The sequence below is a fragment of the Pseudomonas sp. PDM28 genome (assembly GCF_019219115.1).
In the GTDB taxonomy this organism is placed as follows: domain Bacteria; phylum Pseudomonadota; class Gammaproteobacteria; order Pseudomonadales; family Pseudomonadaceae; genus Aquipseudomonas; species Aquipseudomonas laurylsulfatiphila.
Genome location: NZ_JAHUWG010000011.1, coordinates 293,446 through 309,162, shown reverse-complemented (window position 1 = coordinate 309,162; position 15,717 = coordinate 293,446). Strand labels below are relative to the sequence as shown.

Genomic DNA, 15,717 nt, shown 5'->3' with positions numbered 1-15,717 from the left:
CATCCCGAACTCAGAAGTGAAACGATGCATCGCCGATGGTAGTGTGGGGTTTCCCCATGTGAGAGTAGGTCATCGTCAAGATTAAATTCCGAAACCCCAATTGCGAAAGCAGTTGGGGTTTTGTTTTTGCGCCTCCATACACCTCAAACGCTGTTCCCTGTAGGAGCGAGCCTGCTCCGGGCGGCGTTCCGACGAAGAACTTCAGGGCGCCGCGTTACCCCAGACAACCCCCATCATCGTTGATGACCTTCGCGAGCGAGCTCGCTCCTACAAATGCTAAAGTCGTCCCTCGAATTTGTGTTTTCCAAGGAAGCCTTATGCCGGACGCAACGTCCCTCAGTGCTGGATTCATGGTGGTTCACGGCAACCGCCTGGACGAGTTGCGCAGCCTGGTGGTCAGCTGGATGCGGCGCTACCCGCTGGCTCCCCTGGAGAATGAAATCGCGCTGGTGCAAAGCAATGGCATTGCCCAATGGCTGAAGCTGGCACTGGCGGAAGATTCCGAAGAAGACGACATGGGCGGCTGCGGCATCGCCGCCGCCATCGACGTGCAGTTGCCCGGCAGTTTCATGTGGCAGCTCTATCGCATGGTCCTTGGGCGCGATGAAATTCCGGCCAAGTCCCTGCTCGATAAAGCCCCGCTGACCTGGCGACTGATGCGCCTGCTGCCGCAATTGATCAACCAGCCACACTTCGAGCCGCTGCAGCGCTTCCTGACCCATGACACCGATCTGCGCAAACGCTATCAATTGGCTGAGCGTCTGGCGGACCTGTTCGACCAGTACCAGGTCTATCGAGCTGACTGGCTTGAAGACTGGGCTGAAGGTCGACATCAGACAAGAAGCGCCAGGGGCGAGGCCAAGGCCCTGACGCCGGCCAATTGCTGGCAGGCAGAGTTATGGCGCGCACTCTTGCTGGATGTCGGAGAGCAAGGCATGGCGCAAAGCCGTGCCGGGGTCCATCAGCGATTCGTCGAGTGCATCAACAACCTCGAAACAGCTCCCAAGGGATTGCCCTCGCGAGTGATCGTTTTCGGGATTTCTTCGTTGCCTGCCCAAGCCCTGGAAGCACTGGCGGGGCTGGCACGATTCAGCCAGGTCCTGCTGTGCGTACACAACCCGTGTCGTCACCATTGGGCAGACATCGTCGCCGATAAAGATCTGTTGCGTCATCAATACAAGCGTCAGGCCCGCAAGAGCGGCATGCCGGTAGTGATCGACCCACAAACCCTGCACCAGCATGCTCACCCGCTGCTGGCTGCCTGGGGTAAACAGGGGCGGGACTACATCAACCTGCTCGACAGTTACGACGATCCCAACAGCTATCGCTCGGCATTCCGCGACGGGCGCATCGACCTGTTCAGTGACGGTCAGCCGCTGAATGTGCTCAACCAGTTGCAGGATGACATCCTCGAGTTGCGTCCCCTCAACGAGACTCGGGAGCGCTGGCCGGCCATCGATCTGCACACGGACGAATCGATCCGTTTTCACATTGCCCACAGCGCCCAGCGAGAAGTCGAGATTCTCCACGACCAACTGCTTGCGCGCTTCAGTGCCGATCCGGCATTGCGCCCCCGGGACATCATCGTCATGGTCCCGGACATCGACAGCTACGCCCCGCATATTCGTGCCGTGTTTGGCCAGCTCGACCGTCAGGACCCGCGCTTCATTCCGTTTACGCTGGCGGACCAGGGCCAGCGTGGTCGCGATCCACTGCTGATTGCGGTCGAGCACCTGCTCAAGCTGCCTGACAGCCGATTCCCCGTCAGTGAGATTCTCGACCTGCTGGACGTCCCGGCACTGCGCGCCCGCTTTGGTGTCGAGGAGCGTGACCTGCCGACCCTGCACCGCTGGATCGAAGGTGCCGGCATTCGCTGGGGCATGAATGCCGAGCAACGCGCCGGACTCGGGCTGCCCAATGAACTGGAGCAAAACAGCTGGCGTTTCGGCTTGCGACGGATGTTGCTCGGTTATGCCGTTGGGAGCGCCGATGCCTATGAGGGCATCGAGCCCTACGACGAGATCGGTGGTCTGGACGCTGCGCTCATTGGTCCGCTGGTTGCTCTGCTGGACGCGCTGGAAGTGGCTCACCATGAACTCTCTCAGCCTGCACCGCCGCGGCAATGGGGCTTGCGCTTGCAGGCGTTGGTGCAGTTGTTCTTCCTCGCCAGCAACGAACACGATGACTACTTGCTGGCCCAGCTCGAAGAACTGCGTGAGACCTGGCTCGAGACCTGCGAGTCCGTCGGCTTGCAGGACGAATTGCCGCTGACGGTCGTTCGTGAAGCCTGGCTTGCAGGCCTGGATCAGGGGCGTTTGTCCCAACGCTTCCTGGCCGGTGCGGTGAACTTCTGCACCTTGATGCCCATGCGCGCTATCCCGTTCAAACTGGTCTGCCTGCTGGGCATGAATGACGGCGATTATCCGCGTGCGCAACCGCCGCTGGATTTCGATCTGATGGGCAGTGATTACCGGCCAGGCGATCGCTCCCGACGCGAAGATGACCGCTACCTGCTACTGGAAGCCTTGCTGTCGGCGCGTGATCAGCTGTACATCAGTTGGGTGGGCCGCAGTATCCGCGACAACAGCGAGAGGCCGGCGTCGGTATTGATCGGCCAGTTGCGTGACCACTTGGCCAGCGGTTGGCGATTGGCACAAAGTGGCGAGGACCTGCTTGAAGCCATGACCCGGGAACACCCCTTGCAGCCTTTCAGCGCCCGCTACTTTCACGAAGGGGACGAGTCGTTCAGCTACGCCACCGAATGGCAGGTCCTTCATCAAGCGGCAGAGCAACAGGCGAGCGCCGAAGTGCTCGGGCCTCACGTTCAGGACGAACCCCTCAGCCTCGGTCAGCTGCAGGATTTCCTGCGCAATCCGGTACGGCACTTTTTCAGCCAGCGACTGAAAGTCTTCTTCGAGGCGGCTGAAGTGCCGTTGGCCGATGAAGAGCCTTTTGTCCTGGATGCGTTGCAGCGTTACAGCCTCAGCGATCGTTTGCTCGAAGCGGCGTTGGCAGATCCGGGAAATACCGCGCAGGCACTGGAAGATCAGGCCAAACGCCTGCAAAACAGCGGGCTGCTGCCCATGGCCGGTTTCGGTGAGTGCCTGCAACGTGAATTGATCGAACCACTGCCAGACTTGTTGCAACGCCACCAACAGCTCCTGGCTTTGTGGCCGACACCCCTCAGCAGTGCGTTGCCGGTCAATCTTGAACTGCAAGGCCTGCACATCGAGGGTTGGCTCAGCGGTCTGCATCAGCACGCTGATGGTGGTTTGCTGTCTGTCACCACGATCCCCAACAGTATCGGCTCGATCAAATCGCGCAAATGGCATCGACTGACGCGCCCGTGGCTCACACATCTGGTGGCCTGTGCCAGTGGCATGGCGTTGACCACCGCACTGGTGGCCAGCGACGACAGCCTGTTGCTCGCACCGATGGACCAGTCCACGGCACGGAAAATTCTCGGTGACCTGTTGATGGCCTGGCAGTCGGGTATGCGCCAGCCACTGCCGATCGCGGTCAAGACCGCCTTCGCGTGGCTGGGGCAAACCGACCCGGTCAAAGCCGCGGCTGCTGCGCGCAAGGCCTATGAAGGCGACGGGCAGACGACGGACGGAGAGCGACGCGAAAGTCCGGCACTCGCACGCCAATTCGCCGATTACGATGCCCTGAGCGCCGATGAAACCTTCCCCGACTGGTGTGATGCGCTCTATCGCCCGCTGCTTGAAGCACCCTGGCGTTCACTGTCCAGCGAGGAGTCGCGTTGATGAGTACAAAGACACCGCTGGCCCTGGCCTTCCCGCTGCGTGGCAGTCAACTGATCGAAGCCAGCGCCGGGACCGGCAAGACCTTCACCATTTCCGCGTTGTACCTGCGCCTGGTGCTGGGCAATGGCGGCGAGCATGGTGGTGGAGAGCGCAGCGGCTTCGGACGTGAGCTGTTGCCGCCGCAAATCCTCGTCGTGACTTTCACCGACGCTGCCACTAAAGAGTTGCGCGAACGCATTCGCACGCGACTCGCCGAGGCCGCACGCTTTTTCCGCGATGAAACGCCGGCCCCCGACAGCCTGATTGCCGAGCTGCGTGACCAGTACTTGCCCGAGCAATGGCCCGGGTGCGCAAACCGCCTGGATATCGCTGCCCAATGGATGGACGAGGCAGCGGTGTCGACTATCCACAGTTGGTGCCAGCGCATGTTGCGCGAACACGCCTTCGACAGCGGCAGCCTGTTTACCCAGACCCTGGAAACCGACCACAGCGACTTGCTGGGGGAAGTCCTGCGCGATTACTGGCGGCTGTTCTGCTACCCGATGCAAGGCGATGCGCTGAATTGGGTGCGCAGCAATTGGGGCGGTCCGGCGGCGCTGTTGCCGCGGATTCGTGCGCTGTTCGCCAGCGAGCGCGATACGCTGGAGGGGAAAGAGCCTGCCGAGGTGATTTCGCAATGCTTGCAAGAGCGACGGGCTGCCCTGATCGAACTCAAGAAGCCCTGGCCGCAGTGGGCGGACGAGTTGCTTGCCATTTGCCACGAAGGCGTTGCCAGCAAGGCTGTCGACGGTCGCAAGATGCAGGCACGCTATTTCGAGCCCTGGTTCGAAAAAATCAAAGCCTGGGCCGAGGACGAATCCCTCGAGCAACTGGATATCGGCACCGGCTTCACGCGCCTGACCCCTGATGGCATGGCCGAAGCCTGGAAGGGCGAAGCGCCTCGACATCCGGGGCTCGATGCGATGGCCGGCCTCAAGGCCTGTCTCGACGGGTTGCCAACGCCCGATGCCGCCGTGCTGCAACATGCCGCCCGCTGGGTCGGGGCGCGATTCGAGGAAGAGAAACGCCGTCGTGCGGAAATGGGTTTCGACGACATGTTGCTGCGCCTTGATGCGGCCTTGCAGTCCGATGGCGGCGAGCGCCTGGCCACCCTGATTCGTGAACAGTTTCCGGTCGCCCTGATCGATGAGTTCCAGGACACCGACCCGGTGCAATACCGGATCTTCGAGAGCATCTACCGGATTGAAGAGAACAGCCCCGAGTGCGGCCTGTTCCTGATCGGCGACCCGAAACAGGCGATCTATGCTTTTCGCGGTGCCGACATCCATACCTACCTGCGCGCCCGTCAGGCCACCACCGGCCGCCTGCACACCCTGGGCACCAACTTCCGCTCAAGCCATGGCATGGTCAACGCGGTGAACCATGTGTTCGAGCGTGCCGAAGCCCGGGCGTCGGGACGGGGCGCATTCCTCTTTCGGGAGCCGAATGGCAATAACCCGGTTCCGTTCATGCCGGTGGCCTCCCAGGGCCGCAAAGAAGTCCTGCATATCAATGATCAGCCTGTTCCGGCCTTGAACATCTGGCACTTGTCGGCCGAACAACCGTTGTCCGGCGCCGTGTACCGGCAACATCTGGCGGCGGCCTGCGCCAGTGAAATCACGGCATTGCTCAATGGCGGGCAGCAGGGGCAAGCGGGGTTCACCCAGGACGGTAAAGCCTTCAGGGGCCTGCTACCGGCGGACATCGCCATCCTGGTACGCGATGGCAAGGAAGCGCAGGCGGTGCGTGGCGAATTGGCTGCGCGAGGCGTGCGCAGTGTCTACCTGTCGGACAAGGACTCGGTGTTCGCCGCCCAGGAGGCGCACGACGTGCTGACCTGGCTCAAGGCCTGCGCCGAGCCGGATGTCGAGCGCCCGCTACGGGCCGCGTTGGCCAGTATCACCTTGAACCTTTCGTTGACCGAGTTGGAGCGGCTGAATCAGGACGAGTTGGCCTGGGAATCCCGTGTTATGCAGTTCCGTGGCTATCGCGAAGTCTGGCGCAAGCAGGGTGTGCTGCCGATGCTGCGCCGTTTGCTGCACGACTTCCGTCTGCCCCAGGCGCTGATCGCCCGCAGTGACGGCGAGCGGGTCTTGACGAACCTCCTGCACCTGTCCGAATTGCTGCAACAGGCCGCCGCCGAACTCGATGGCGAACAAGCGCTGATCCGGCATTTGTCCGAGCATCTGGCGTTGTCCGGGCAGGCGGGCGAGGAGCAGATCCTGCGTCTGGAAAGTGATGAGCAATTGGTCAAGGTCGTGACCATCCACAAGTCCAAAGGCCTCGAATACCCCTTGGTGTTCCTGCCGTTCATCTGCTCGGCGAAGCCGGTGGATGGCAGCCGCCTGCCGTTGCACTACCACGATGAATCAGGCCATGCCCAGGTCACGTTGAAGCCAACGGCAGAATTGATTGCCTTGGCCGACGATGAGCGTCTGGCCGAGGATCTGCGCTTGCTCTATGTCGCCCTGACCCGGGCGCAACACGCCTGCTGGCTGGGGGTGGCTGACCTCAAGCGCGGCAACAACAATGGTTCGGTGCTGCATCTGTCGGCGCTGGGTTATCTGCTGGGGGGCGGTGCGCCATTGGCCGACTCCCCGGCGTTGCAGCAGTGGTTGCGCGACCTGCAACAGGACTGCCCGGCGCTGGCGTATGCCCAGATGCCTGATGCGACAACAGAGCATTACCAGCCTCCGCAAAACGACGCGGCGCTGCTGGCTCCGCTGATCCCGAAACGCAAGGCCAGTGAAAACTGGTGGATCGCCTCTTACAGCGCATTGCGCATTGGCGACACCCTGAGTGTCGGTACGGACGAGGCGCCGGAGAGTCCGCAGGCGCAAAAACTGTTCGATGACGAACGTCTCGACCCGCAGGCTCCCAGGGAAGTGGCAGCCAGTGGCGGCGATATCCATCGCTTCCCGCGCGGCCCGAACCCCGGCACCTTCCTCCATGGTCTGCTCGAATGGGCGGGGGGCGAGGGGTTTGCCGCGGCACCCCAAGAGGTGATCGACGCCATTGCCCGTCGCTGCAATCGCCGAGGCTGGGAGGGCTGGATCACCACGCTGAGTGACTGGCTGCAGCATCTGCTCAAGTCGCCGTTGCAACTGGGGGCCGATCAGGCGCCGGTGATATTCGCGCAGTTGACGCAATACCAGGTCGAGATGGAATTCTGGTTCGCCAGCCACAAGGTCGATGTGCTCAAGCTCGATGCGCTGGTGTGCCAGTACACCCATGGCGGCGTGGCCCGGGTGGCCGCCGAGCCGGTGCTGCTCAACGGCATGTTCAAGGGCTTCATCGACCTGACGTTCGAGCACGACGGCCGCTATTACGTTGCCGACTACAAATCCAACTGGCTTGGCGCCGATGATGCGGCCTACACCGTGCAGGCCATGGAACAGTCGATTCTCGACAACCGCTATGACCTGCAATACGTGTTGTACCTGTTGGCCCTGCATCGCCAGCTCAAGGCGCGGCTCGCCGATTACGACTACGACCGGCATGTCGGCGGTGCGTTGTACCTGTTTCTGCGGGGTACGCGTGCGGCCAGCCAGGGTGTGTTTTTCACCCGTCCGCCAAGAGAACTGATCGAGCGTCTGGACAGGCTGTTCCAGGGCAAGCCAGAACCCAAGGCCGAGCCCGCCTGGGAACAGGGAGTACTGTTATGAATCGCTCATTCGCCGATTTGCTGCCGACATCGCTGGCAGCCGAAAGCCTGGCCGATCTGGCGCCGCTGAGTCGTGCCGACGATTTGCTGTTGCTGCTCACGCGCTGGGTCGAACGTGGCTGGCTGCGCGCGCTGGACAAAGCCTTTGTGGCGTTTCTGCATGAGCTGGCGCCGGAGGATGATCCGTTGGTCTTGCTGGCAGCCGCGTTGACCAGCCACCAGTTGGGCCACGGGCATGTCTGCCTCGACCTGTTCGAGACGCTGAAAGAACCGGACTTCGCCCTGTCATTACCGCCCGAAGGTGACGTACAAGGCGGCGCCATGCTGTTGCCGTCGCAATTGCTCGGATCGCTGGACGGTGCTCATTGGTGCAAGGTGCTGGCCGCCAGCAACCTGGTCGCCCTGGCCGCTGACAGCCGTGACAACGTGCGTGACCGACCTTTGGTGTTATCGGGCAAACGCTTGTACTTGCGCCGCTATTGGGCCTACGAGCGGCGGATCGACCTTTCGTTGCGCGAGCGCCTGACGGAACACGAGTCCACGCCGAACGACCTGCTCCAGCGTCTCACCGGTTTGTTTGGGCCTGCCCGGCCGGGTGAAGTGATCGACTGGCAGAAGCTGGCCTGCGCCCTGGCAACGCGCAGCGCCTTCAGCATCGTGACGGGGGGGCCGGGAACCGGCAAGACCACCACCGTCGTGCGCTTGCTGGCGTTGCTCCAGGCGCCGGCGGTCGAGGCCGGCATGCCTTTGCGCATTCGCCTCGCCGCACCGACCGGCAAAGCCGCGGCGCGCCTGACAGAGTCCATCAGCCAGCAAGTCCGGACCTTGAAGGTCAGCGAAGAAATTCGCGAGAAAATCCCGTCCGACGTCACCACCGTTCACCGTCTGCTGGGCAGCCGGCCTGGGACACGTCATTTCCGGCACCACGCGGGCAATCGCCTGCCGCTGGATGTGCTGGTGGTGGACGAAGCCTCGATGATCGACCTGGAAATGATGGCCAATCTGCTCGACGCCTTGCCGGCCCATGCACGCCTCGTGCTGTTGGGGGACAAGGACCAGCTGGCTTCGGTCGAAGCCGGTGCGGTACTGGGGGATCTGTGTCGCGACGCGGAGGCTGGCTGGTACAGCCCGCAGACACGCCAGTGGCTGGAAGCCGTCAGCGGCGAAAGCCTGCAGGCCAGTGGTTTGCAGGAGGACACGCAGGGCGCTCATCCACTGGCCCAACAGGTGGTGATGTTGCGTCATTCCCGGCGATTCGGTGAAGGCAGCGGTATTGGCCAACTGGCTCGTTGGGTCAACCAGCAGCAACCGGAAGAAGCACGCAAGTTGTTGTCTGCGCGAAGCCATGACGATGTGTATGGCTTGTCCCTCAAAGGGGAGCAGGACCGGACCCTGGAGCGTTTGCTGCTCGAAGGTCACGGTGAGGGCCCGCAGGGTTATCGGCATTACCTGGCCTTGCTGCGCAAACAGCGACCGCCACTCGACAGCCCGCTGGAAGATTCACGCTGGACCGACTGGGCCCGGGAGGTGTTGCAAGCCTTCGACGCGTTCCAGCTGTTATGTGCCGTGCGCAAGGGGCCGTGGGGTGTGGAGGGCTTGAACCAGCGAGTGACGGACGCCTTGCTCAGGGCACGCCTGATCGACAGCGACCAGCAGTGGTATGAAGGTCGCCCCGTGCTGATGACCCGCAACGATTACGGGCTGGGTTTGATGAATGGCGATATCGGCATCGCTCTCAAGCTCCCGGAGCAGGAGGGCCACGGAAAACAGGTTTTGCGTGTGGCGTTCCCACGCAATGACGGCCAGGGCGGCGTGCGATTTGTCCTGCCAAGCCGCCTGAATGATGTCGAAACCGTGTACGCCATGACCGTGCATAAATCCCAGGGCTCGGAGTTCGCGCACACCGCGTTGATTCTTCCCGATGCCTTGAATCCGGTCCTCACCAAGGAATTGATCTACACCGGGATTACCCGGGCCAAAGACTGGTTCACCCTGATCGAATCGCGCGCAGGCGTGTTCGAGGAGGCGGTGAAACGCAGGGTCAAGCGCTTGAGCGGGTTGATGCTGGAGCTAAAGGACGGCAGCGAGCCGACAGACTGAAAGGTCCGTGAGCGATTGTAGGAAACTGTCCGAGGCAGCGTAGTACGTGGCCTCGCTGGCATTTCCTCGCTGTGCTATCGTTGCGGCATCATTTCGCTCCGGTCCAAGAGTATTCCTGCATGAAGGTGGCTGTCAGGACGACAGAGCGCGTCGTAGGCTGTAAGAAAGCGCTGCTTGCCATCCTTCTTTGTCTGCTGGCCAGCGTCGCTTTCGCTCAATCGCAGCCCCCGGTGGGCATGGCGGACCAACGCGCCAAAGCAGTTACCCAAGTGGTCCTCGGAATCCTCAGCTACGCCCGCTGGCCCGTTGAGCCTTTGCTGCTGCGCCTGTGCCTGGTCGGCCCTACCGAATACACCGACGACCTGGTCAAAGGCACGACCCAGGCGACCGGTCGACCTGTCGCGGTGCAACGCTTGTTGGCCGACAACCCTTCGATTGTCAGTGACTGCGATGCGGTTTACATCGGCAAGCTCACTGGCGAAGAACGCAGTCGATTGTTTGCCGCGTTGATCGGGCATCCGGTGTTGAGCATTAGCGAGAGTGACGAGCAGTGCGCGGTCGGCAGCCTGTTTTGCTTGCGGGTCAGCGACGAGCAGGTGTCGTTCGAGGTCAATCTCGACTCCGTCGCTCGCAGCGGTGTACGCATCCATCCGAGCGTGCTGCAACTCTCGCGCCGCAAGCCGGCGGCGCCATGAAGCTACTGACACCGGGCAGTCGCCCGACTTTGCATTCGGTCATCGGTCGCGGCAACTTGCTCGTCGCGCTGGTGGGCGTCGCCATGGCCAGTGTTTCGCTGACGTTGCTCGGCGTGCTGGCTTTGCGTGTGTACGCCGATCACAACCTGCACCTGATCGCACGCTCGATCACCTACACCGTGGAAGCCGCGGTGGTGTTCAACGACAAACCCGCTGCCACCGAGGCGCTGGCGTTGATTGCGTCCATCGAAGAAGTGGCTGATGCCCAAGTGTTCGACCGGCAGGGACAGTTGCTGGCCCGTTGGCAACGACCGGAAACCGGATGGGTCTCCGATCTCGAATTGCACCTCGCCAAAGCGTTTCTCGAAGAACCGATGAGCATGCCGATCCTCCATCAAGGGCGGGAAGTCGGCAGCATCCGGCTCACCGGTCATGGCGCCAGCCTGATGCGCTATTTGCTCAGCGGTCTGGTGGGCATCCTCTTGTGCACGGCCGTCAGTGCCTGGGTGGCGCTCTTTCTGGCACGCCGACAACTTCGCGGGATCACCAAGCCCCTGCGCAACCTCGCCACCGTCGCCCACGCCGCGCGTAGTGAGCGGGCCTTCGACAAGCGCGTGCCGCCCGCCGACATTGCCGAGCTCGATGATTTCGGCAACGACTTCAATGCCCTGCTCGATGAACTGGAAGCCTGGCAATCGCACCTGCAAAGCGAAAACGAATCCCTGGCGCACCAGGCCAGTCACGACAGCCTCACAGGGTTACCCAACCGGGCGTTTTTCGAAGGTCGCCTGATGCGCGCGCTACGCAACGCCAACAAGCTCGGCGAGCGAGTGGCGGTGTTGTTTCTCGACAGCGATCGCTTCAAGGAGATCAACGACAGTTTCGGCCATGCGGCGGGGGATGCGGTGTTGGTGGCCGTGGCCAACCGGGTTCGCGCGCAACTGCGGGAAGAGGACCTGGTGGCGCGCTTGGGTGGCGATGAGTTTGCCGTGCTGCTGACACCGCTGCACAAGACCGCAGACGCCGAACGAATTGCCGACAAGATTCTGGCCAGCATGGACATGCCGATTCCATTGCCGGGCAGTACCCAGGTGTTGACCTCACTCAGTATCGGTGTCGCGGTGTACCCGGATCATGGCGCAACGCCGGGTGCCCTGCTCAACGCCGCCGATAGTGCGATGTACCAGGCCAAGCGCCTGTCCCGAGGCGCACAGTACACGGCAGGGTCGGAGCATCCTGCCGCCGATGTTCAAAACAGGAGCTGATTTTCGTGTTCACTTTCAACCCGCGTTCCCTGCGTTTTTTCACCATGACCTTGCTCGTGGCCCTGCTGAGCCTGACAGGTTGCCAGACCACCCCGCCAAAAGGCCTGACCCCGGCGCAAATCGCCGTGCTGAAACAGCAGGGTTTCGAGCTGACCGACGATGGCTGGGCCTTCGGTTTGTCCGGCAAGGTGTTATTCGGCAGCGACGATGACAGCCTGAACAAGCAGAGCACCGAGATCGTCGAGCGCATCGGCAAGGCACTGCTCGGTGTGGGGATCGAACGAGTGCGGGTCGATGGTCACACAGACGCATCGGGCAAAGAGGCCTACAACGAGCAACTGTCCGTGCGCCGGGCGAAAAGCGTTGCCAGGGTGCTCAACACGGTCGGCATGAAGCCGGAAAATATCCAGTTGCGCGGCCTGGGCAGCAGCGTACCGGTGGCCACCAACAGCACCTCCAGTGGCCGCACGGAGAATCGCCGGGTCGCCATCGTCGTCAGCTCCGACTAATCGGCAAACAACATCTCCCGGCTTTCCCCCATCAGCAGGCCCTGATTCTGCTCAGTGACCTGGCGGATATAATCCCACAACAGGGTGATCCGCTTGAGCTTCCTGAGGTCCTCCCGGCAGTACATCCAGAACTGTCGGGTGATGTTGATTTCCTGCGGCAACACCGGCAGCAGGCGCGGGTCCTGTGTTGCGAGGAAGCACGGCAGGATCGCCAGTGAGCGCCCCTGCTGCGCCGCCACGAACTGCGCGATCACGCTGGTGCTGCGCAGGTTGGCGCTGGCGCCGGGCAGTACATTGGCCAGGTACAACAGCTCCGAGCTGAACGCCAGGTCGTCGACGTAACTGATAAACGAATGTTTCGCCAGGTCTGCCGGGCGGCGGATGGCCGGGTGGTTGTCGAGATAATCCTGGGTCGCGTACAGCTGCAACCGGTAGTCGCACAGTTTGCAGCAGACGTACGGGCCATGTTCCGGACGCTCCAGGGCGATGACGATGTCGGCCTCGCGCTTGGACAGGCTGATGAAGTGCGGCAGCGGCAGGATGTCCACCGAGATCGCCGGGTAGGTGTCGACGAAGTGGCTCAGCTGCGGCGTGATGAAAAAGCTGCCGAAACCTTCGGTGCAGCCCATGCGCACATGACCGGACAGCGCCACGCCGGACCCGGAAACCTGCTCGCACGCCATGTGCAAGGTGCTTTCGATCGATTCGGCATACCCCATCAACCGCTGGCCTTCGGCAGTCAGGACGAAGCCGTTGGTCCGGGACTTCTCGAACAGCAAGGTGCCCAGCGCTGTTTCCAGCGAACTGATGCGGCGCGACACCGTGGTGTAGTCCACCGCCAGGCGCTTGGCCGCAGTGCTGGCCTTGCGGGTGCGGGCGACTTCAAGGAAAAACTTGAGGTCATCCCAGTTCAGCGAACCGAGGGAGGTGATGTTTTTTTGCATGTTGGACCGGTTTTTATGTGCGTTCTTATCAGAAGTTTGCACATCTATACTCCAAAAACAGTCCGAGAACCAATTCGCGACAAACAGCTCATCTCAGGGCGACCCTTTCGCCCTGGCTCCCAAGATAACAACAAGGATCCGGAGACCCACATGAACGTATCGCTCACTCCCAATGACACCACCGTGCAAAAGGTCAAACTGTTGATCGACGGCGAGTGGGTCGAGTCCAAGTCCACCGAATGGCACGACATCGTCAACCCGGCGACCCAGCAAGTGCTGGCCAAAGTGCCGTTTGCCACCGCCGAAGAAGTCGATGCCGCCATCAGCGCCGCTCATCGCGCGTTCCAGACCTGGAAGCTGACACCCATCGGCGCGCGTATGCGCATCATGCTCAAGCTCCAGGCGCTGATTCGCGAGCACTCCAAGCGCATCGCCGCGGTCCTGAGCGCCGAGCAGGGCAAGACCATTGCCGACGCCGAAGGCGATATTTTCCGTGGCCTGGAAGTGGTCGAGCACGCCTGTTCCATCGGCAGCCTGCAAATGGGCGAATTCGCTGAGAACGTCGCCGGTGGCGTCGACACCTACACCCTGCGCCAGCCAATCGGCGTGTGCGCGGGCATTACCCCGTTCAACTTCCCGGCGATGATTCCGCTGTGGATGTTCCCGATGGCCATCGCCTGCGGTAACACCTTCGTACTCAAACCGTCGGAACAGGACCCGATGTCGACCATGCTCCTGGTGGAGCTGGCGATCGAGGCGGGTATCCCGGCCGGCGTGCTCAACGTCGTGCATGGCGGCAAGGATGTGGTGGACGGGCTCTGCACCCACAAGGACATCAAGGCGGTTTCCTTCGTCGGTTCGACCGCCGTCGGTACTCATGTCTATGACCTGGCCGGTAAACACGGTAAGCGCGTGCAATCGATGATGGGCGCCAAGAACCACGCCGTGGTGCTGCCGGACGCCAATCGCGAACAAGCGCTGAATGCGCTGGTGGGTGCCGGCTTCGGTGCTGCCGGTCAACGTTGCATGGCCACTTCCGTGGTGGTGCTGGTGGGTGCGGCCAAGCAATGGCTGCCGGACCTCAAGGCGCTGGCGCAAAAACTCAAGGTCAATGCTGGCAGTGAGCCGGGCACCGATGTCGGTCCGGTGATTTCGAAAAAAGCCAAGGCGCGAATTCTCGACCTGATCGAAAGCGGCATCAAGGAAGGCGCCAAACTGGAGCTGGACGGTCGCGAGATCTCGGTTCCAGGTTACGAGAAGGGCAACTTTGTCGGCCCGACCCTGTTTTCCGGCGTGACCCCCGACATGCAGATCTACACCCAGGAAATCTTCGGCCCGGTGCTGGTGGTGCTGGAAGTCGCCACCCTCGACGAGGCCATCGCCCTGGTCAACGCCAACCCGTTCGGCAACGGCACGGGCCTGTTCACCCAGAGCGGTGCGGCGGCACGTAAATTCCAGAGCGAGATCGATGTCGGCCAGGTCGGCATCAACATCCCGATCCCGGTGCCGGTCCCGTTCTTCAGCTTCACCGGTTCGCGCGGCTCCAAGCTCGGCGACCTCGGTCCGTACGGCAAGCAAGTGGTGCAGTTCTACACTCAGACCAAGACCGTCACCAGTCGCTGGTTCGATGACAACAGCGTCAACGACGGTGTGAACACCACGATCAACTTGCGATAAGGAGCCGGACATGAAAATCGCTTTTATCGGTCTGGGCAACATGGGCGCGCCGATGGCGCGCAACCTGATCAAGGCCGGCCATGCGCTGCGCCTGGTGGACTTGAACAAGGCTGTGCTGGCGGAGCTGGAACAGCTGGGCGGCAGTATCAGCGCATCGGCCCGTGAAGCGGCGGAGGGCGCCGAACTGGTGATCACCATGCTGCCTGCCGCCGTGCATGTGCGCAGCGTGTGGCTGGGTGAAGACGGCGTGCTCGCCGGTATCGGTCAAGGCGTGCCGGCCGTCGATTGCAGCACCATCGATCCGCAGACTGCGCGAGACGTGGCCGCCGCCGCTGCCAAACAGGGCGTGACCATGGCCGATGCGCCGGTCTCTGGCGGTACCGGTGGTGCAGCCGCCGGGACCCTGACCTTCATGGTCGGCGCCACGCCTGAACTGTTCGCCACCCTGCAACCAGTACTGGCGCAGATGGGCCGCAACATCGTCCATTGTGGTGAGGTCGGCACCGGGCAAATCGCTAAAATCTGCAACAACCTGCTGCTGGGGATTTCCATGGTCGGCGTCAGCGAAGCCATGGCGCTGGGTGATGCGCTGGGCATCGACACCAAGGTACTGGCAGGCATCATCAACAGCTCCACCGGGCGTTGCTGGAGTTCGGAGATGTACAACCCGTGGCCGGGCATCGTCGAAACAGCACCGGCGTCGCGCGGCTACACCGGCGGCTTCGGGGCCGAACTGATGCTCAAGGATCTGGGGCTGGCCACTGAAGCGGCGCGTCAGGCGCACCAGCCGGTGGTGCTTGGCGCGGTGGCACAGCAGTTGTATCAGGCGATGAGTTTGCGTGGGGAGGGTGGCAACGACTTCTCGGCGATCATCAATAGCTATCGCAAGCCGCAATAGCAAAAACTGTGGGAGCGAGCTTGCTCGCGATGAGGTCGTTACAGTCGACATTGATGGTGACTGACCCACCGCTATCGCGAGCAAGCTCGCTCCCACAGGGTACGGCGCTTACCTAAAGACTTTTGACCGGGAGATCACGTCGGGTGATCCCCCGGTTTT

At 62.1% G+C, this 15,717-nt stretch carries 9 protein-coding genes; 8 read left to right on the top strand and 1 reads right to left on the bottom strand.

All coding sequences use genetic code 11. The features are described 5' to 3' along the window. Positions 1-317 precede the first annotated feature (317 nt). From recC to KW841_RS25090, 6 genes are all read left to right on the top strand, one after another. Positions 318-3,767 carry an exodeoxyribonuclease V subunit gamma gene (recC, locus tag KW841_RS25115; protein ID WP_218480189.1) on the top strand — a complete coding sequence of 1,150 codons (3,450 nt, stop codon included), beginning with the start codon at positions 318-320 and terminating at the stop codon, positions 3,765-3,767. Continuing rightward, positions 3,767-7,471, top strand: coding sequence for an exodeoxyribonuclease V subunit beta (gene recB / locus KW841_RS25110; RefSeq protein ID WP_218480188.1), 3,705 nt, complete (start codon positions 3,767-3,769; stop codon positions 7,469-7,471). The genes recC and recB overlap by 1 nt, the downstream gene beginning before the upstream one ends. Continuing rightward, complete coding sequence (recD, locus tag KW841_RS25105; RefSeq protein WP_218480187.1) at positions 7,468-9,570, top strand: exodeoxyribonuclease V subunit alpha; 2,103 nt, start codon at positions 7,468-7,470, stop codon at positions 9,568-9,570. Before recB ends, recD begins: the two co-directional genes overlap by 4 nt. Before the next feature lie 119 nt (positions 9,571-9,689). Continuing rightward, the gene (locus tag KW841_RS25100; protein ID WP_218480186.1) at positions 9,690-10,265 is read left to right on the top strand and encodes a YfiR family protein; all 576 of its coding nucleotides are present in this window, start codon (positions 9,690-9,692) and stop codon (positions 10,263-10,265) included. After that, positions 10,262-11,530, top strand: a complete 1,269-nt coding sequence (locus KW841_RS25095) for a diguanylate cyclase domain-containing protein (protein WP_218480185.1) — start codon at positions 10,262-10,264, stop codon at positions 11,528-11,530. Before KW841_RS25100 ends, KW841_RS25095 begins: the two co-directional genes overlap by 4 nt. Before the next feature lie 44 nt (positions 11,531-11,574). Beyond that, positions 11,575-12,039: an OmpA family protein gene (locus KW841_RS25090; RefSeq protein ID WP_256356695.1), complete on the top strand. Its 465-nt coding sequence runs from the start codon at positions 11,575-11,577 to the stop codon at positions 12,037-12,039. On the opposite strand, the gene KW841_RS25085 is transcribed toward KW841_RS25090, so the two are convergent. After that, the gene (locus KW841_RS25085) at positions 12,036-12,983 is read right to left on the bottom strand and encodes a LysR family transcriptional regulator (RefSeq protein ID WP_104450826.1); all 948 of its coding nucleotides are present in this window, start codon (positions 12,981-12,983) and stop codon (positions 12,036-12,038) included. The two genes, KW841_RS25090 and KW841_RS25085, sit on opposite strands and share 4 nt — an antisense overlap. Before the next feature lie 150 nt (positions 12,984-13,133). On the opposite strand from KW841_RS25085, the gene KW841_RS25080 reads away from it, so the two are divergent. Further along, a complete protein-coding gene (locus KW841_RS25080) occupies positions 13,134-14,660 on the top strand; it encodes a CoA-acylating methylmalonate-semialdehyde dehydrogenase (RefSeq protein ID WP_218480184.1) in 1,527 nt (508 codons plus the stop codon). 10 nt (positions 14,661-14,670) lie between these two features. Then, complete coding sequence (gene mmsB / locus KW841_RS25075; RefSeq protein ID WP_218480183.1) at positions 14,671-15,558, top strand: 3-hydroxyisobutyrate dehydrogenase; 888 nt, start codon at positions 14,671-14,673, stop codon at positions 15,556-15,558. Positions 15,559-15,717 lie beyond the last annotated feature (159 nt).